This is a genomic window from Streptomyces sp. NPDC002309 (assembly GCF_053593375.1).
In genome coordinates this window covers 122,023-140,427 of the sequence record NZ_JBSFCI010000024.1, presented here as the reverse complement: position 1 = coordinate 140,427, position 18,405 = coordinate 122,023, and the positions used below count along the sequence as shown (strand labels likewise).

The 18,405-nt window shown below is 70.6% G+C and carries 18 protein-coding genes and 1 pseudogene; 9 read left to right on the top strand and 10 right to left on the bottom strand.

The genetic code is table 11. The features are described 5' to 3' along the window. Positions 1-277 precede the first annotated feature (277 nt). Positions 278-1,714 (bottom strand): regulator, encoded by a 1,437-nt coding sequence (locus tag ACWCPM_RS21350; protein WP_450977798.1) that lies wholly within the window; start codon positions 1,712-1,714, stop codon positions 278-280. A 249-nt stretch (positions 1,715-1,963) separates the two neighbouring features. On the opposite strand from ACWCPM_RS21350, the gene lipB reads away from it, so the two are divergent. The 6 genes from lipB (at position 1,964) to ACWCPM_RS21320 (ending at position 7,424) form a co-directional block, all read left to right on the top strand. Next, positions 1,964-2,761, top strand: a complete 798-nt coding sequence (lipB, locus tag ACWCPM_RS21345) for a lipoyl(octanoyl) transferase LipB (RefSeq protein ID WP_450977797.1) — start codon at positions 1,964-1,966, stop codon at positions 2,759-2,761. 155 nt (positions 2,762-2,916) lie between these two features. Continuing rightward, on the top strand, positions 2,917-3,882 hold the full coding sequence (gene lipA / locus ACWCPM_RS21340; RefSeq protein ID WP_450977796.1) for a lipoyl synthase: 966 nt from the start codon (positions 2,917-2,919) through the stop codon (positions 3,880-3,882). A gap of 272 nt (positions 3,883-4,154) precedes the next feature. Then, the gene (locus tag ACWCPM_RS21335) at positions 4,155-4,355 is read left to right on the top strand and encodes an SCO2195 family GlnR-regulated protein (RefSeq protein WP_450977795.1); all 201 of its coding nucleotides are present in this window, start codon (positions 4,155-4,157) and stop codon (positions 4,353-4,355) included. Positions 4,356-4,404: 49 nt separating this feature from the next. Continuing rightward, the gene (locus ACWCPM_RS21330) at positions 4,405-5,106 is read left to right on the top strand and encodes a DUF4191 domain-containing protein (RefSeq protein WP_450977794.1); all 702 of its coding nucleotides are present in this window, start codon (positions 4,405-4,407) and stop codon (positions 5,104-5,106) included. Between the two features lie 151 nt (positions 5,107-5,257). Then, a complete protein-coding gene (locus tag ACWCPM_RS21325; protein ID WP_450977793.1) occupies positions 5,258-6,334 on the top strand; it encodes a right-handed parallel beta-helix repeat-containing protein in 1,077 nt (358 codons plus the stop codon). Between the two features lie 43 nt (positions 6,335-6,377). Continuing rightward, positions 6,378-7,424: a methyltransferase gene (locus tag ACWCPM_RS21320; RefSeq protein ID WP_450977792.1), complete on the top strand. Its 1,047-nt coding sequence runs from the start codon at positions 6,378-6,380 to the stop codon at positions 7,422-7,424. Between the two features lie 77 nt (positions 7,425-7,501). Here the strand turns inward: ACWCPM_RS21320 and ACWCPM_RS21315 are convergent, their stop codons facing one another. From ACWCPM_RS21315 to ACWCPM_RS21285, 7 genes are read right to left on the bottom strand one after another with little or no spacing between them, the layout of a single operon-like run. Further along, positions 7,502-7,834, bottom strand: a complete 333-nt coding sequence (locus tag ACWCPM_RS21315; RefSeq protein ID WP_365453604.1) for a TcmI family type II polyketide cyclase — start codon at positions 7,832-7,834, stop codon at positions 7,502-7,504. A gap of 22 nt (positions 7,835-7,856) precedes the next feature. Beyond that, on the bottom strand, positions 7,857-8,336 hold the full coding sequence (locus ACWCPM_RS21310; protein ID WP_450977791.1) for an SRPBCC family protein: 480 nt from the start codon (positions 8,334-8,336) through the stop codon (positions 7,857-7,859). Between the two features lies 1 nt (position 8,337). Then, positions 8,338-8,595 carry an acyl carrier protein gene (locus ACWCPM_RS21305; protein WP_450977790.1) on the bottom strand — a complete coding sequence of 86 codons (258 nt, stop codon included), beginning with the start codon at positions 8,593-8,595 and terminating at the stop codon, positions 8,338-8,340. A 43-nt stretch (positions 8,596-8,638) separates the two neighbouring features. Continuing rightward, positions 8,639-9,883 carry a ketosynthase chain-length factor gene (locus ACWCPM_RS21300; RefSeq protein WP_450977789.1) on the bottom strand — a complete coding sequence of 415 codons (1,245 nt, stop codon included), beginning with the start codon at positions 9,881-9,883 and terminating at the stop codon, positions 8,639-8,641. Between the two features lie 7 nt (positions 9,884-9,890). Then, the gene (locus ACWCPM_RS21295) at positions 9,891-11,150 is read right to left on the bottom strand and encodes a beta-ketoacyl-[acyl-carrier-protein] synthase family protein (protein ID WP_450977788.1); all 1,260 of its coding nucleotides are present in this window, start codon (positions 11,148-11,150) and stop codon (positions 9,891-9,893) included. Then, positions 11,147-11,611, bottom strand: coding sequence for a cupin domain-containing protein (locus ACWCPM_RS21290; protein ID WP_450977787.1), 465 nt, complete (start codon positions 11,609-11,611; stop codon positions 11,147-11,149). Before ACWCPM_RS21290 ends, ACWCPM_RS21295 begins: the two co-directional genes overlap by 4 nt. Positions 11,612-11,646: 35 nt before the next feature. Next, complete coding sequence (locus ACWCPM_RS21285; RefSeq protein WP_450977786.1) at positions 11,647-12,732, bottom strand: TcmI family type II polyketide cyclase; 1,086 nt, start codon at positions 12,730-12,732, stop codon at positions 11,647-11,649. A gap of 202 nt (positions 12,733-12,934) precedes the next feature. On the opposite strand from ACWCPM_RS21285, the gene ACWCPM_RS21280 reads away from it, so the two are divergent. Then, positions 12,935-14,581: an FAD-dependent oxidoreductase gene (locus ACWCPM_RS21280; RefSeq protein ID WP_450977785.1), complete on the top strand. Its 1,647-nt coding sequence runs from the start codon at positions 12,935-12,937 to the stop codon at positions 14,579-14,581. Between the two features lie 148 nt (positions 14,582-14,729). Here ACWCPM_RS21280 and ACWCPM_RS21275 read toward each other — a convergent pair whose 3' ends face one another. Continuing rightward, entirely contained in the window at positions 14,730-15,197 is a 468-nt protein-coding gene (locus ACWCPM_RS21275; protein WP_450977784.1) for an RDD family protein, read from the bottom strand. 207 nt (positions 15,198-15,404) lie between these two features. On the opposite strand from ACWCPM_RS21275, the gene glnA reads away from it, so the two are divergent. Continuing rightward, a complete protein-coding gene (gene glnA, locus ACWCPM_RS21270) occupies positions 15,405-16,814 on the top strand; it encodes a type I glutamate--ammonia ligase (protein WP_450977783.1) in 1,410 nt (469 codons plus the stop codon). A gap of 364 nt (positions 16,815-17,178) precedes the next feature. Then, positions 17,179-17,493, top strand: coding sequence for a hypothetical protein (locus tag ACWCPM_RS21265; protein WP_450977782.1), 315 nt, complete (start codon positions 17,179-17,181; stop codon positions 17,491-17,493). Between the two features lie 218 nt (positions 17,494-17,711). Here the strand turns inward: ACWCPM_RS21265 and ACWCPM_RS21260 are convergent. Next, positions 17,712-18,346, bottom strand: a pseudogene (locus ACWCPM_RS21260) (aldo/keto reductase); the annotation flags it as partial. Positions 18,347-18,405 lie beyond the last annotated feature (59 nt).

Sequence of the window (18,405 nt, the reverse complement as noted above, 5' to 3'; positions counted from 1 at the left end):
CGGGCCCGGCCGCGGCCGGCCCAGGGCCGCCACCCGGTCCCGGCGGGGCGACGGGTCCGGCGTCGGTCGGCCCAGACCCAGACCCCGCCAACCCGGCGAGGCAACGGATCCGACATCGGTCACCCTGACGAAGACCCCGAAGCAAGGGCCACGGACCGGGAGCGGTCTCGGTCGGCCCGGACCGAGACCCCGCCAACCCGGCGAGGCAACGGATCCGATGTCGGTCAGCCGGACGAGGCCCCACGAAGCAGGGGCCACGACCCGGGACCGGCCTCGATCAGCCGAGGGCCGCCACCTTGTCCCGGTAGCTTCGGGCCGGGGCCGCGTCCTTGTAGGGCTCCAGACGGCGTTCGAAGTCCTTGACGTACTCCACCGCCCGCACCGAACGCATCTCCGCCGCCTGGCCGGCCGCCTCGGCGGCCAGTTGGCAGGCCTGGTCGAGTTCGCCGAGGCCGAGGCGGGCGGTGGCGAGGACGACGCGGCAGAACAGCCGGCTGCGGGCGAGCCCGGCGGGCCGCAGTTGCAGCGAGCGCTCGGCGTGCTGGGCGGCGGCGCGGAACTGCTGGAGGTCCCGGTGGCAGTGCCCGAACTCGTGGGCGAGCTGCCCCTCGTCGAAGAAGCGCGCCCAGTACGGCAGGTCGTCGCCGGGCCGCGCGGTCTCCAGCGCGCGCTCGGCGCGCACGAGGGACGCGGTGCACGCCCGCACCTCCCCCAGTACCGCGTGCCCCCGCGCCTCGGCGGCGTGGAGCAGCGCCTGGACGGCGGGCGGCGCGGAACCGCCCACCCCCTGCTGGGCCACCCGTGCGAGCTGCACGGCTTCCCGCCCGTGGCCGAGGTAGACGGCCTGGCGGCTCATCGTGACCAGCACATAGGCCCCGTACGCCCGGTCCGCCGCCGCCTGCGACAGCCGCAGCGCCTGCACGAAGTAGCGCTGCGCGAGCCCGTGCGCGGCGATGTCGTACGACGTCCAGCCGGCGAGCCGGGTGAGGTCGGCCGCGGCGGCGAACAGCCGGCGGCCGCTCTGCTCTCCGTAGGTGCCGCGCAGCATCGGTTCGAGTTCGTGCTCCAGATAGCGCACCAGGGCCTGCCGGGCGTGACCGCCGCCGTAGGCGTTGTCGAGGGTGCGGAAGAGTTCGGCGACCGAGCGGAGCGCGGCGATGTCGCCCCCGGTGACCCGGTGACCGGGCCCGTGCTCGGCCCGGCCGCGCTGCTGGGGCACGGCGGGCCGGCCCTGGAGGGGAACCCGCGCCGGGGCCTCGCCCCGGGCGACCCGCTCGTCGGCCCGGCCGATCAGCCAGTCCCGGCTCGGGACCACCAGCCCGGCGGGCGTGAAGGCGATCTTGCGCAGCTCGGCATGGCTGCCGGAGTCCTTGCGCCACAGCCCGCTGACGATGTCCACGGCCTCCTCGGGGCCGGCCGCGAACTCCAGACCCGCGTAGACCGGCGCGCAGGCGTCCAGGCCCAGGTCCTGGGCGGTGAGCCGGCGGCCGAGCCGGCGGGTGAACACCTCGGCGATGAGCGCCGGGGTCGTTCCCCGGGGCTGCTGTCCGCGCAGCCATCGGGTGACGGACGTCTTGTCGTATCTGAGGTCGAGTCCGTGTTCGAGGCCGAGCTGGTCCACGCGACGGGCGAGACCTGCGTTGGAGAACCCCGCTTCTGCGATGAGCGCGGCGAGCTGGCGGTTGGGAGTGCGCTGCGCGGGTCGTTCCGTCATCTGCGGTGCGGTCTCCTGCCTTCGGGCTTTCGGCGGCCTTCACCGCCGTGCTGCCCGGATTGCCTGTGAGCAGCCCTTATGGCCTCGTGAACGGCGCGAATGTAGCGGAGAGTGAGCAGCTGATCGCACTCTTCGACGTTCATTCATCCGATCGTGTGAGGATTGCCACCAGCGCTGACGCACCCCGGGCAGTCGTACAGTGGCGTAGGCGCGTTTGGTGCCTTACGACCCTCTAGGGAGGCGCTTGCCGTGAGTGAGTTGCGGTTCGTCCGTATGGGATTCGGTGCGGACGCCGTCGAGTACCAGGAGGCGTGGGACGAGCAGCGCCGCGTGCACGCGGCCCGGTTCGCCGACGAGATCGCCGACACCGTGCTGCTGCTGGAGCACCCGCCGGTGTACACCGCGGGCCGGCGCACGGCCGACAACGAGCGCCCCCTCGACGGCACTCCCGTCATCGACGTGGACCGCGGCGGCAAGATCACCTGGCACGGACCCGGGCAGCTGGTGGGCTACCCGATCCAGAAGCTGCCGCGCCCGGTGGACGTCGTGGCGCACGTACGCCGCCTGGAAGAGGCGCTGATCCGCACCTGCGCCGAGTTCGGCCTGGAGACCACCCGCGTCGAGGGCCGCAGCGGCGTCTGGGTCCTCGGGGACCCGGTCGAGCTGCGCCCGTCCCTCGGCGGCCTTTCCCTCGACTTCGACCCCCGCCTCCAGGACGACGAGTTCGACCCCCGCCTCAACGGCCCCGAGTACGCCCCCTCCAACGCCGGCCAGCGCCGCGAGGACCGCAAGATCGCCGCGATCGGCATCCGCGTCGCCAAGGGCGTGACCATGCACGGCTTCGCGCTCAACGTGAACCCGGACAACGCCTGGTTCGACCGCATCATCCCGTGCGGCATCCGCGACGCCGGTGTGACCTCCCTCGCGAACGAACTCGGCCGCGACGTCACGATCGAGGACGTGGCCCCCGTCGTCGAGCGCCATCTGAAGGACGTACTGGAGCACGCGGACCTGCGGCCGCGGGAGATCGAGAAGACCCCGGCATAGATCCCGCACTTCCGGTGTTCGATCAGACGGCCCGTCCAGGGCCGAAGCGGCGGTCCGAGGGCGCAAGCGCGTCGCAGGACCGGCACCACCGCAGCCACAAAATCCACGGGCGTACCCTGGGGAACGCCGAAGAATCAATCGCTAGGGAGCCGGTCGTGTCCGCAGTCGCACCCGACGGACGCAAGATGCTGCGCCTGGAGGTCCGCAACAGCCAGACCCCCATCGAGCGCAAGCCCGAGTGGATCAAGACCCGGGCGAAAATGGGCCCCGAGTACACGAAGATGCAGAACCTCGTGAAGAGCGAGGGCCTGCACACGGTCTGTCAGGAAGCCGGCTGTCCCAACATCTACGAGTGCTGGGAGGACCGCGAGGCGACCTTCCTCATCGGCGGCGACCAGTGCACCCGGCGCTGTGACTTCTGCCAGATCGACACCGGCAAGCCCGAGGCGCTCGACCGCGACGAGCCGCGGCGCGTCGGCGAGTCCGTGGTCACCATGGACCTGAACTACGCCACCATCACCGGCGTCGCCCGCGACGACCTGGAGGACGGCGGCGCCTGGCTGTACGCCGAGACCGTGCGCCAGATCCACCAGCAGACCGCCGACCGCGCCGAGGGCCGCACCAAGGTCGAGCTGCTGGCCCCCGACTTCAACGCCGTCCCCGAGCAGCTGGCCGAGGTCTTCTCCTCCCGCCCCGAGGTCTTCGCGCACAACGTCGAGACGGTCCCCCGGATCTTCAAGCGGATCCGCCCCGGCTTCCGCTACGACCGCTCGCTGAAGGTCATCACCGCGGCCCGCGACCAGGGCCTGGTCACCAAGTCCAATCTGATCCTCGGCATGGGCGAGACCCGCGAGGAGGTCGGCGAGGCGCTCCGGCAGTTGCACGACGCCGGGTGCGAGCTGGTCACCATCACGCAGTACCTGCGCCCCTCGGTGCGCCACCACCCCGTGGAGCGCTGGGTGAAGCCGCAGGAGTTCGTGGAGCTCAAGGAGGAGGCCGAGCAGATCGGCTTCTCCGGTGTGATGTCCGGCCCGCTGGTGCGCTCGTCGTACCGGGCCGGACGGCTGTACCGGATGGCCGTGGAGAAGCGGGGCAGCTACATCGCGGCCCAGGCCGTCTGACACCGCGTCACACGCCTGCCCCGTCCGGCGCGCGGCAGGCGTGTGAACTCCCGCACAAGCAGCTACCCGTCCGTAGTGACCGAAACGACGCGGTCCTGACCGTCCTCGCAGATGACGGCGTGCGTCAGGGCCGCGTCAGGTTTCCGGGACTTCGCGTCAAGGCTTCATTGGTGTTTGACCGGTCGGTCACGCCCTGGTAACACCAATCAGTGACGCTGGACTCACACCACGTACACCCGCACCCGCAGCCTTTTCGAGGGGAGACCTCCGCCATGCAGGCCGCGCCCGTTCGCGCCACCGCCATTCCGTCCTTCTCCACCGCCCTGCGCGCAGTGGAGTCGCTGCTGATGAGCAGCGGACAGCGCACCGCGCGCCGCAACGCCTGGACCTCGGTACTGGAGGACCGCCGCCGGGCCAAGGACCGGATCGAGGCGCAGCAGATCGTGGAGCGGACGCTGGCCCGTCGCCCCTGACTCGCACACCGCCGTCGAAGGCGCCTCGCGGGCCACGTAGACTCGTGGCATGGCGAGGAAGGAAACCGCAGCGGACGCTGCGAACCCCGGGCGACTGAAGCAGATCGCTCTGACCTACAAGATGACCCGCAAGGCCGACAAGAAGATCGGTCTTGTACTCGCGGCAGTCGGAATTGTCACCCTCGGTGTCTTCCTCGCGATCGGTTTCTTGATCGGTCACCCCATCTATCTCGGCATCCTGGGCCTGCTGCTCGCCTTCCTCGCGACGGCGATCGTCTTCGGGCGCCGGGCCGAGCGGGCGGCCTTCGGGCAGATGGAGGGCCAGCCGGGCGCCGCCGCGGCGGTGCTCGACAACATCGGCCGGGGCTGGTCGACGACCCCCGCGGTGGCGATGAACCGCAGCCAGGACGTGGTGCACCGGGCGGTCGGCAAGGCCGGGATCGTGCTGGTCGCCGAGGGCAACCCCAACCGGGTGAAGTCCCTGCTGGCCGCCGAGAAGAAGCGGATGAACCGGGTGGTCGCCGACGTACCGGTGCACGACCTGATCGTCGGCACCGCCGAGGGCACGGTGGAGCTGAAGAAGCTGCGCACCACCATGCTGAAGCTGCCGCGCGTACTGTCCGGGCCGCAGGTGACCGTCACCAACGACCGGCTGCGCGCGATGGGCGACCTGATGAGCAACATGCCGCTGCCGAAGGGTCCGATGCCCAAGGGCATGCGGATGCCGAAGGGCGGGCCGCGGGCCCGCTGAGTCGCGGCAGGGCGACAGACGAACACCGAGCCGGCGGCACCTGGGGTGCCGCCGGCTCCGTCATACCCCCGGCGCGCCCTCGGCCGGATGACACGCCACCGAACGGAGCATCCGGCCGGTGACGGGGTGATGCGCTCTTAGCCTTCCGCATGTGACAAAACGCCATATCACGTCTCTCGCATGCGCGACCACGCTCTTCGGCGCGCTCATCGGTACCGCCCCGGCCTCCGCCTCCCACCGCATCCACGTGGTGACGCCGGGCGAGTCGATCCAGAAGGTGGTCGACGCCGCACAGGCCGGCGACACGGTGCTCGTGCTCCCCGGCACCTACCGCGAAAGCATCACGGTGCGCACGCCCGGACTGACCCTGCGCGGCATGGGCCAGCGCACGGTGATCAAGCCGGCCCCCAAGGCGCCGGGCACCAAGACGCCCGCCATCGGCTGCAAGGCCGCCGGGAACGGCATCTGCGTGATCGGGGCGAAGCACAAGGCCGTCCCGGACGTCACGATCGCCGACCTCAAGGTGACCGAGTTCCCCAAGGTCGGCCTGTACGCCCTGGGGACCGACCGACTGACCGTCCAGCGGGTGACCGCCGACAACAACGGGCAGTGGGGCATCTCGCAGGAGCACTCCACGCGGGGCGTCTTCCGCCAGAACACCGCCCGGGGCAACGGCGACGCCGGTCTCTTCCTCGCCAACAACGTCAAGGCCGAGGTCGGCGCCATGGACAGCAAGGGGACGGTGATCGAGCGGAACCACCTGGAGGACAACCGCATCGGCCTCACCGTCCGCCGGATGCGGAACCTGTCGGTGACCCACAACTACCTGACCGGCAACTGCGCCGGCATGTTCCTCGTCGGCGACGAGAACAAGCCGAAGGCGGGCGCCCTGACCGTCAGCGACAACCACGTCGAGCGGAACAACAAGTACTGCGCGAAGACCGCCCGGCTGCCCTTCCTGCAGGGCTCCGGCATCGTCCTGACCGGCGCCGAGAACAGCCTGGTCACGCGGAACACGGTCGTCGGCCACGTGGGCAAGTCGCCGCTGTCGGGCGGCATCGTGCTGTTCAAGAGCATGGTGGGCGTCACCAGCGAGCGGAACCGGATCACCGGCAACCGCCTGGAGAGCAACTCGCCGGCCGACCTGGTCAACCAGGAGACCACCGCGAGCGCCAACGCCTTCGACGCCAACACCTGCGGGGCCTCCAAGCCCTCGGGGCTGTGCTGACCGGACCGACCCGCCCCACCCACGCAAGGAAGGAAGGCGGCACATGACCGCTCCATCCCCCGAGCTCTCGGCTCCTCCGCCACCACCGCCGTCCATGCGGCTGAGAGAGCTCGTGTTCGGGGCGGCGTGTGCCGCCGCCGTCCGCGCGGCCGCCCGGCTGGGCGTCGCCGACGCGCTCACGGACACCCCCATGACCGTGGAGGACCTCGCCGCCGCGGTGAAGACCGAGCCGAAGCCGCTGCGCCGCCTGCTGCGCGCGCTGTCCTGCTACGGCGTCTTCGTCGAGGGCCCCGACGGGAGGTTCGGCCACACCGAGATGTCGCGGCTGCTGCGCGAGGACGACCCGAACAGCCTGCGGAACATCTCGCTGTGGTGCACCGAGCCGTGGACCTGGGACGCCTGGCCCAGGCTCGACGAGGCCGTCCGCACCGGCCGCAACGTCGTCGAGGACCTGTACGGCAAGGAGTTCTTCGTCTACCTGAACGAGGACGCGCCGGAGTCGGCCGATGTCTTCAACCGCGCGATGACCACCTCCAGCGAGCAGTCGGCGCGCGACGTCGCCGCGCTGCTCGACCTCTCCGGCGCCTCGTCCGTGGCGGACCTCGGCGGCGGCCAGGGGCATGTGGTGGCGAGCCTGCTCGACAAGTACCCGTCGATGCGGGGCTACCTGCTCGATCTGCCGCGCGTGGTGGAGAACGCCGTGCCCCGGCTGCGCCAGGGCGGCGACCTCGCCGGCCGGACGCGTATCGTGCCGGGCGACGTGCGCGAGTCCGTCCCGGTCGAGGCCGACGTCTACGTCATCAAGAACGTCCTCGAGTGGGACGACGAGTCCACGGCCAGGCTGCTGCGCAACGTCGTCGAGGCCGGCGGCCCCGGCGCCCGGGTCGTCGTCATCGAGAACCTCGTCGACGACACCCCGTCGATGCGCTTCAGCACCGCCATGGACCTGCTGCTGCTCCTGAACGTCGGCGGCGCCAAGCACACCACCGCCGGCATGACCGCGCGGCTGACCGAGGCGGGCCTGACCGTCGGGTCCGTCCGGCCGGTCAACCCCCACCTGCACGCCTTCGAGTGCACGGTCGGCGGGTGAGCTGACCGCTTCCAGGGAACGCCGGTGCCGGGCCCGCGCAGTGCGCGGGCCCGGCACCGGTGGCCTGACGGGGGGGTTCAGGCGCGGGCGTCGCGCTCCCAGAGGTAGAAGCGCTGGGCCATCGCGTCCTTCGGGGACCGCCAGGTCTCCGGGTCGTACGCGCTGACGTACGCGGAGAGGCGCTCGCTGATCCCCACGAACTCGGGGTGCGAGGTGACCTTGGCGATGGCCGGTCCCGGCTCGCGCTCGGACTCGACGAGGTGCATGTACACGTCGCCGAACTGGAACAGGCTGCGCCGGACGACGCCGATGAGGTGCGGCAGCTCTCCGCGGTCGGACTCCGCGAACACCTTCGCGATGTCGGGGGCGGAACCGGGAGCCATCTTGGCGACGATCAGTGCCTGATGCACGGGTCTTCTCCTGTCGTCCGGCTCAGTCGGCGAGGGCCGCGGCGGACCGGTGACCGGCGGCCGCCTGCTGGATCTTGTCCCGGATGAGCTCCATCTGGATCTTGGAGTTCTTGTTGATGTTGTCAGTCATCCACGCGTCGTCGACCGGCGCGTCCGGCTTCATCGAGAAGTCCTGGGTCCAGATCATCCGGGTGCCGTCCGGGACCTCCTCGTACTCCCACCGGATGTTCATGTAGGCGAACGGTCCGGTCTCGACGCGACGGGCCTCGACGCTGAGGTGGTCGCGGTCGGCGTCCCGCTCCGAGACCCAGCTCCACACCTTGCCGTTCTCGTCCGGGTGCATGGTGAGCCGGAAGGTGGTCGTGTTCCCCTCCTTGGAGAGGATCTCGGCGCTGGCGTACTCGCTGAACAGCTGCGGCCAGTCGGCGACGTCGTTGGTGATGTCCCAGACCAGGTCCAGGGGCGCGGCGATGGTGATCTCGTTCTGGGTGTGTCCGGCCATGTCAGGCTCCCGCGGGAAGTGCGCTGTTGACGAGGTCGAGGAACTGGCGGGGCGTCTTGGAACGCTCCGCGTCGTTGGGCATCGGCGCCCCGTGCCGGTTCTCCAGCTCGCCGACGATGCCGAGCAGGCCGAGCGAGTCGACGCCGAGGGCGTCGAAGCCGGCGTCGTAGCGCTGCTGGAGCTCCTCGGGGGAGACGGTGACTCCGGCGGCCTTCTTCATGAGCTCGGACAGCTCTTCCAGTGTGATGCGGTGACTCATAGCGATTCCTCCTCTGTGCTGCAGGGCAGCTGGTGTGTTCGGCTCACTGGGTGCCGCCGCGTCGCAGCACCAGGGCCGAGTTCGACCCCATGAGGCCCCTGCTCAGGACCAGCGCCGTACGCAGCTCGGCGGCCCGGGCGCGGCCGGTCACGAGGTCGAGGTCGTGGCAGATGTCGAAGACGCCGGGGGTGGGCGGGATCACGCCGTGCTCCAGGGCCAGCACCGCCGCCGCGGTGTCCAGCACCGGCGCCGCGCAGTAGCCGCGGCCGATCCCGGTCTTGGGCGCCGTGACGGGCACGCGCCGCCCGTGCGCGCCGAGGGCGTCCGCGATGGCCAGGGCCTCCGCACGGTCGGCCTCCGGAACCCCCAGGGCGTCGGCGAAGACCACGTCGATGTCCTCCGGGGCGCAGCCGGCCTCGTCCAGGGCACCCCGGATCGCCTGGGCGAGCCCTCCCCTGGACTCCGCCCAGCGGGAGGCGCCCGTGAAGGTCGCCGAGTGCCCCGCGACGAAGGCCCGGACCTCGGCGCCGCGTTCACGGGCCGAGCTCTCCGCCTCCACCACGAGCATCGCGCCGCCCTCGGCCGGCACGAACCCGCACGCGCCCTCCGTGAACGGCCGGTACGCGCGGGCCGGGTCGGCGACGGTGCTCAGCTCCTGGTAGCCGACCTGGCAGACCACCGAGTACGGCGCCAGCGGCGCCTCGGTGGAGCCGGCCACGATCACGTCGGTGCCGCGTCGCACCGCGCGCGCCGCGTGGGCGAGGGCGTCCAGACCGCCGGCCTCGTCGGAGGCGACGACGGAGCAGGGGCCCTTGAACTTGCGGCGGATGGAGATCTGGCCGGTGCTCGCGGCGTAGAACCAGGCGATGGACTGGTACGGGCCGACGAAGCGGCTGCCCTTGCCCCAGAGTTGCTGGAGCTCGCGCTGGCCGAACTCACCGCCGCCGGATCCGGCGGCCGTGACCACACCGATGGAGTACGGCTCCTCGGAGGTGTCGGCCTGCCCGAGCCGTGCGTCCTCCAGCGCGAAGTCCGCCGCGGCCATGGCGAAGTGTGTGAACCGGTCGGTCTGGACGAGGAACCGCTCCTCGATCGTCGCCGCCGGGTCGAAGCCGCGGACCTCGCCGGCCACCTTCAGCGGAAGGTGCTCACAGCCCTCGCGGGTGACCCGGTCGAGGACGGTGAGGCCTTCCTTGGTGGCCTTCCAGAAGGTGTCGATGGTGGTGCCGTTGGGGGCGACCACCCCGATACCGGTGACGGCCGCGCGCCGATCGTGCGGTTCGCTCATCGTGTCCTCACTCCCTCGTTCGGGTCAGGACCACCGCCGACTGGAAGCCCCCGAACCCGCTGCCCACGGACAGGACGCTGTTCAGCTTCCGTTCGCGGGCGACACGCGGGACGTAGTCCAGGTCGCACTCGGGGTCGGGGGTCTCGTAGTTCGCGGTCGGCGGGACGACCTGCTTGGCGAGGGCCAGTACACAGGCGACGACCTCGATCGCCCCGATCGCCCCGAGCGAGTGCCCCACCATCGACTTGATGGAGCTCATGGGGGTGTCGTAGGCGTGTGGGCCGAGCGCCCGCTTCACGGCCGCCGTCTCGTGGCGGTCGTTCTGCCGGGTGCCGGATCCGTGTGCGTTGACGTAGTCGATCGCGGTCGGGTCCAGCCGGGCGTGGTCGAGTGCCAGGTCTATCGCCCGGGCCATCTCCAGACCCTCGCTGGTCAGGCCGGTCATGTGGTAGGCGTTGCCGAAGGTGGCGTAGCCGCCCAGTTCGCAGTACACGTGGGCGCCGCGGGCCCGTGCGTGTTCCAGTTCCTCCAGGACGAGCACGGCGCCGCCCTCGCCCATGACGAAGCCGTCACGGTTGTTGTCGAAGGGCCGGGAGGCGTGGGCCGGGTCGTCGTTGTTGGGTGAGGTGGCCTTGATCGCGTCGAAGCAGGCCATGGTGATCGGGGAGATCGGGGAGTCCGAGGCACCCGCTATGCAGATGTCGGCCCGGCCCTCCTCCACGGTGTGGAAGGCGTACCCGACGGCGTCCAGGCCGGAGGTGCAGCCGGTGGAGACGGTCTGCACCGGACCCTGCGCGCCGAAACGTTCCGCCACCGCGGAGGCGACCGTACTGGGCGAGAACGCCCGGTGCAGATGCGCCTCCGCCTCGCGGTGGTCGACGTCCCAGCGCTCGCCGTGGTTGCTGACCAGGACGTAGTCGTGCTCCAGCCGGGTGGTGCCGCCGACCGCGGTGCCCAAGGACACCCCGATCCGCCACGGGTTCTCGCGGTTCAGGTCGAGACCGGAGTCCCGGACCGCCTCCGCGCCGGCGACCAGGGCGAACTGTATGTACCGGTCCGCCCGCGCGACCTCTTCCTCGTCCAGGCCGTGCGCGGCCGGGTCGAAGTCGCACTCCGCGGCTATCTGCGACCGCAGTCCCGACGGGTCGAAGAAGGTGATGCCCCGGGTCGCCGTCCGGCCGCTCGCCAGCAGGTCCCAGAACGCCGGTACACCGATGCCGCCCGGGGCGACGATGCCTATGCCGGTCACCGCCACACGTCGGCTCATGACCGGACCTCACCTCGGTCGTGGGCGGCACCCGCGGAGGCGGTCTCCGTGACCACCGCGGCGGCACCGATGACGTCCGTCTCCTCCGTGTCGACGTGCCCGAGGCTCGGACGCGGGGCCAGCGGACCCAGGTGGAAGACGAGGCGCGCCTCCACGTTGCCCACGTTGCGGAAGCGGTGACGCACGTGGGCGGGGATCATCAGCCCCTGCTCCGGACGGAGCGGGTGCGGTTCGCCGTCCAGGTCCACTTCCAGCTGACCGCAGACGACGTACACGAACTCCTCGGAGTGCGGGTGGTAGTGCTCACCGATGCGGTCACCGGGGTGCACGATGGCGACGCCCATGAAACCGCTGGTGGAGCCCACCGTGGTGGGGGTGAGCATGGCGCGCAGATCGCCGCCGCGCCGGGTGTTGGGCTCGACCTCGCTGAGGTCCACGATCTTCGGAAGGGGTTTGATCACGACGTTCCTCCGTGGGTGTGCTGACCCTGACGGGGTCAGGCGTCCGGCGAGCGGCGGTCGGTGATGAGCTCCATGCCGGCGGCGTCACCGGCCAGCAGGGACTTCAGCGGGGCCATCGCCCCGGGCTGCGGCAGGGCCACCCGGGCTCCCGCGCCGGGACGCACGTCGACCAGCCGGACAACGACGTCGTCGCGCTGGAAGACCGTGCTGCGCAGGACCTGGGTGTCCGGGTCCTCCGCCGCGTCCTCGTCCAGCCGGGCGAGCGCCTCGGCCAGCTCCATCCCGCGGCCCGGCCGGGCGGGGATGTAGAAGGCGTGCCGCTCACCCTCCTGCAGTTCGTCCGTGTCGACGTGGTGCACGGCCGGCAGGGCCGCCCGGGTGAAGAACACGCGCGCGGACTCGTCGCAGCTGAGGTCCCGCTCCTGCTCCAGGTACGGGTTGATGGCCTCCTCGACCGCCCTGACCTCGGGCTGCCGGGCGACGTGACGCAGCGCCTGGAGCAGATCGCCGCGGACCTCGATGGCCCGGACGACGCGGTTGCCGATCATGAAGAGAGAGGTGCGGACCAGACGCGTGTTCTCGTCCACATGCGTCTCGGGGGAGTCGTAGTTCGCGAGGATCTTCGCGACCTCCGGCTCGCTGCCCGGCTTGACCGTGAAGGTCAGGGCGTGGCGGATCACACCGTCGCCGATCCGGGGGTTCATCTGCAGGTGGCGCTTGGCCGGGTCGACCTTCGCCAGTCCGCGGCCCATCTCGCGCACCACGTGGAAGCGCAGCGAGCGGGTGTCCCGGATGCAGCTGTGCATCGGCTGCACCATCTGCACGTGCTCCTCGCTGTTCACCCAGGCGAGGAACGGAGGGGCGCTCTCCCACTCACTGGTGATGAGCCATTGGGAGGGATTCTCGATGGACTGGCACAGCTGGTCGCTGACGTGGCCGGGCACCTTGGCCACCTGGTTGCACAGTAGCTCGTATGCCTCCAGGAACTGCTGCTGGGCCCCGTCGTATACGTCGACCAGCAGGACGACCCTGAGGGGGGAGCCGTCGAACACGGACTGGGAGACCCGTTTCGACACCTGTCGCGTCAGCTGCTGCGAAACCTTTTCCGACGTAGTGGTCATGCTGCGGAATCTCCTTCTCTGGAGGCAGAGGCGAACGCCGCCGCCGATGACGCGACGTCAGCGCTTCTTGATCCTCTGCCGGTCCCCCTCAGTGCGCGACTCGCGTGAACCACGCGGGTGATAGATCACGCGGAGCCCCTTCGAGAGGGCATGAGAACTCCGACAACTTCCCCACCCCCCACCACTGCCTCAGGAGTACTTGATGCAGCAGAAAGCCGATCACCAGGTTCCCGTCCTCGTCGTGGGCGGCTCTCTGGTGGGCCTGTCCCTTTCCCTCTTCCTGGGCCGTCTGGGCGTGCGTCACATGCTCGTCGAGCGGCACTCCGGGACCTCGATCCACCCCCGTGGCCGCGGCAACAACGTGCGGACGATGGAGCTTTACCGCGCGGCCGGTATCGAGCCGGACATCAGGAAGGCGGCCTCACTCCTCGCGGAGAACCACGGCATCATGCAGACCCCGACGCTCGTCGGGGACGCCGGCGAATGGCTGTTCAAGGAGATCGACCCGGGCGGCGGTCTCGCGAAGTTCAGCCCTTCGGGGTGGTGCCTGTGCAGCCAGAACGACCTGGAGCCGGTCCTGAGGCAGAACGCCGAGGACCTCGGCGGCGACCTGAGGTACTTCCATGAGCTGGAGTCCTTCGAGCAGGACGCCGAAGGGGTGACGGCGTACGTCCGTGACCGCGACAGCGACGACCTGTACACCGTCCGGGCGGACTACCTGGTCGCGGCCGACGGCCCGCGCAGCCCCGTCAGGAACCGGCTCGGCATCGGGCAGAGCGGTCCCGGCGACCTCTTCGCCAACGTCAGCATCACCTTCCGGTCCAAGCTGCTCGCCGGCATCGTCGGCGACCGGCGCTTCATCTGCTGCTACCTCACGAACCCCGAGGCGGACGGCGCGCTGCTGCCCATCGACAACAAGGAGAACTGGGTCTTCCACGCGCCCTGGCACCCCGAACACGGCGAGACGCTCGAGGAGTTCACCGAGGAGCGGCTCCAGCGGCACATCCGCCAGGCGATCGGCGCGCCCGACCTCGACGTGGAGATCACCGGAAGGGCGTCGTGGCGTGCGGCCGAACGGGTCGCCGACCGGTACGCCCACGACCGGGTGATCCTCACCGGCGACTCCGCCCACGAGATGTCGCCGACCGGCGCGTTCGGCTCCAACACCGGTATCCAGGACGTCCACAACCTGGCCTGGAAGCTGTCCGCCGTCCTCGAGGGCTGGGCCGGCCCCGGGCTGCTGGAGACCTACGACGCCGAGCGCCGTCCGGTCGCCATGGCCACCAGCGCCCGCGCCTCGACCCGCTCGGTGGAGCACAGCCACCCCGGCTTCGCGCCGAGCCCCGGCGTCGGTGGCGGCAAGCGCGGCGGCATCCTCAACATCGTCCTCGCCTACCGCTACCCGGAGGGCGCGGTCGTGGGCGCCGACCCGACCGAGCCGGTCGTGCCCGAGGGGATGCGGATGACCGCCGACCCGGGCAGCCGGGCACCGCACATGTGGCTGCGCCGCGCGGGCGAGCGGGTCTCGACGCTCGACCTGTACGAGCGGTCGATGGTGCTGCTCTGCGACGCCGGCTCCCCCGCCGGCCAGGCCTGGCACGCCGCCGCCCGGCGCATCGCCGAGGCGGACGGCGTACGGCTGGACGCCTACCGGATCGGCGCCGGCGCCGACGCGGAGCTGGCGCTCGACGCGCAGGACGACGACTGGGCGCAGACGCACGGCACGTCGGCCGACGGCGCGGTGCTGGTGCGTCCCGACGGGTTCGTGGCCTGGCGCGCGGCCACCTCGGCGGCGGACCCGGAGGCGGAACTGCGCCAGGTGCTGGCGACGGTCCTGCGCACCGCCTGAACCCACCCGCCCCGCCCGATCACGGTTCGAAGGCCACCCCTACCGTCCGGTACGGGTGGCCTTCGGGTTTGCCGCACGCGCCGGCCGGGCTTCCTCGCCTCCGACGGCGCGGAGGGTGGCCCGCCCGTCCGCCGGGGCGGCTCGGTCGTCAGATGCGGACCTCGACCGTGCGGGCCACGCGGTCGTGCAGGCCGCGGCCGTCCCGGTCCCAGATCAGGGCGGGGACGGCGAGGCAGAGCAGGACCGTGCGGATCAGCCCGCGGCCGGGGTGGGGGACGCCCGTGTCGAGGGCGACCACGCGCACGCCGAAGAGGCGCTTGCCGGGGGTGATCCCGATCGTGCCGACCGTCAGCACGCTCATGACGAAGAAGATCAGCAGGGCCCAGTTGCCGGTCGCCTGGCCGTAGCCGTCCGTGATCAAGCTGTATGCGATCATGAGGCACAGACCCCAGTCGACGGCCAGGGCGCCGAGCCGCCGGCCCGGGCGGGCGATCGAGCCCCGCCCCTGCTCCGGCAGACCGAGCTGCTCGCCCCGGTACCCGAACTCCGCACCCGCGTCCTCCATGGCCGCGCGGGGCCCGGAGAGCCATGATCCGATTGCTTGCCTCTTGTCCACCCGACAAAGGTACTGCGCCCGGATTTGACCGAGGTACGCCGGGGTGGGTCCGCGTTACGGTGGAACAGAGCCGGTTAACTTCTGCGAAACAAATGGGTCACGCCCGAGAAATGACGCGTCCCTAGGGTCGGGTGGGCATGTGCCACCGCACCGGCCGCAGACACGAACTACCACCCCGGCGGGACGGTCGGGAGTAGGAGGAGCTGGATGTTCCAGAACGCCGACGAGGCCAAGAAGTTCATCGCCGACGAGGACGTGAAGTTCATCGACGTCCGCTTCTGCGACCTGCCGGGCGTCATGCAGCACTTCACGATTCCGGCTGCGGCGTTCGACGCGGAGGAGGAGCTGGCCTTCGACGGATCCTCGATCCGCGGCTTCCAGGCCATCCACGAGTCTGACATGGCCCTGCGCGCCGACCTCTCGACCGCGCGTGTGGACCCGTTCCGCCGGGACAAGACCGTCAACATCAACTTCTTCATCCACGACCCGATCACCGGTGAGCAGTACTCCCGTGACCCGCGGAACGTGGCGAAGAAGGCCGAGGCGTACCTCGCCTCCACCGGCGTCGCCGACACCGCCTACTTCGGCCCCGAGGCGGAGTTCTACGTCTTCGACAGCGTCCGCTTCAAGACGTCGGAGAACGAGGCGTTCTACCACATCGACTCCGAGGCGGGCGCCTGGAACACCGGCGCGCTGGAGGACAACCGCGGGTACAAGGTCCGCTACAAGGGCGGCTACTTCCCGGCCCCGCCGGTCGACCACTTCGCCGACCTGCGTGCCGAGATCTCCCTGGAGCTGGAGCGGTCCGGCCTGCAGGTCGAGCGCCAGCACCACGAGGTGGGCACCGCCGGCCAGGCCGAGATCAACTACAAGTTCAACACGCTGCTCGCCGCCGCCGACGACCTCCAGCTCTTCAAGTACATCGTGAAGAACGTCGCCTGGCGCAACGGCAAGACCGCGACCTTCATGCCGAAGCCGATCTTCGGCGACAACGGCTCGGGCATGCACGTCCACCAGTCGCTGTGGAGCAACGGCGACCCGCTGTTCTACGACGAGCAGGGCTACGCCGGCCTGTCGGACACCGCGCGCTACTACATCGGCGGCATCCTCCGTCACGCCCCGTCGCTGCTCGCCTTCACCAACCCCACGGTGAACTCGTACCACCGCCTGGTCCCGGGCTTCGAGGCGCCGGTCAACCTGGTGTACTCGCAGCGCAACCGGTCCGCCGCGATGCGTATCCCGATCACGGGCTCCAACCCGAAGGCCAAGCGCGTCGAGTTCCGCGCCCCCGACTCCTCGGGCAACCCGTACCTGGCCTTCTCGGCCCTGCTCCTCGCGGGTCTGGACGGCATCAAGAACAAGATCGAGCCGGCCGAGCCGATCGACAAGGACCTGTACGAGCTGGCTCCCGAGGAGCACGCAAACGTCTCGCAGGTCCCGACGTCCCTCGGTGCCGTCCTCGACCGCCTGGAGTCCGACCACGAGTTCCTCCTCCAGGGCGACGTCTTCACGCCGGACCTGATCGAGACGTGGATCGACTACAAGCGCACCAACGAGATCGCCCCGCTGCAGCTGCGTCCGCACCCGCACGAGTTCGAGCTGTACTTCGACGTGTGATATCGCCCCAGGTCAGAGCGGGTATCCGCTCCCCTGGGCCGTGCGTGGGCCGTCGGCCGTGTCCTTCCTCGCCGGAAGGGCACGGCCGACGGCCTGTTCCGGGGCGTGTGAGCGAACGGCTACCGAGCGCCACGCCGGGCCGCCGCTCAAGCCGGCGCATCGGGTTCGCCGGAACCGGCGTTCGCACCGACTCCGCACAGCGCTCGACCGGCGGCAAGGGCGACCGCGCATCTTCGGCGAGAACGGGCGCTCGCCCCCGGCGTGTTCGGACTGTCAGGCCGTCGAGCGAGGACGTAGACGCGCAGCACGGCCGGTGTCATGATCAGGCGGCAGGCCGGAGCAGGGCCGACGCGTAGGGGGGATCGTGGAGCTGTACCTCGCCGTACCGTTCGGCACCTTGGGATTGTTCATCGCGGCATCCGGTGTGGCGACCGTCGCTCGCGGATGGATGCTGCCGATGCATCGGCGGTACGTGCGTCGCCCCCGTCTCTTCGGCTGGGGACAGTTGGTGCTTTCCTTCGCCATGTTCTGGCAGGCCGCGGTCGTGCTCGTGATCGGCACGGCGAACCGGGGCTGGTGGGCTCTGGCGGGCAACGCACTCATATTTGTCAGCATCGCCATGATCGGGCTGAGCCAGCGCGGCGAGCGGCGTGACCAGGAGCAGAGCACCGCCTCCTAACCGCGGAAGTGGTCGCGCTCGATCACGGCCTGACGGATGTCGACCGTGGTCCCGCCCCGGTAGCGGCTCGCGCCGAAGACCTGCACGGCGATCCAGCCGCCGAAGACCGATGGCCTTGGCCGGCCCGTGGCGGCGCGGCACCTCCTCGGTCGCCTCAAGGATGCGCTCGGCGGTCGGGGTCTCGCTGATCGGTGCCCTGGCACAGGCCGCACCCGGAATCAGCGCTCGCTGTCGAGGTACGCCATCTGCGTCTCCGGGGAGCGCCCGCCCGCTGCCGCGTCCGCCGGGACGGCTTCCTCGATGGCCGCGAGGTCCACCTCGTCCAGCGTGACGTCCAGCGCCCAGCGCCTCGGTCAGCCGGTCCCGGCGGCGGGCGCCGATCAGCGGCACGATGTCCTCGCCGCGGCTGAGCACCCGCGCGATCGCGATCTGCGCGACGGTCACGCCCTTCTGCTCGGCGATCTCGCGCAGCGCCTCGACCAGGTTCAGATTGTGCTGGAGGTTCTCGCCCTGGAAACGGGGCGACATCGCCCGGATGCCGTCGGCGGCGAGCTGCCGGTCGGCTGTGAAGCGGCCGGAGATCAGACCGCGTGAGAGCACGCCGTACGCCGTGACGGCGATGCCCGGTTCACGCGTGGTCGGCAGGATCTCGCCACTCGATGCCGCGCGAGATCAGCGAGTACTCCACCCGGCTGTCGGCGATCGGGGCGGTGGCGGCGGCCCGGCGGATCGTCCCGGCGCCGACCTCGCTGAGGCCGAAGTGTCGGACGTACCCCTTCTCGACGAGCTCCGCGATCGCGCCGACGGTCTCCTCGATCGGTACGTCCGGGTCGAGCCGCGAGAGCCGGTGGACGTGAGCTCCTCGTACTGCAACCACACACCACTGTGATTGCAGTACCGGAGACGGGCTTC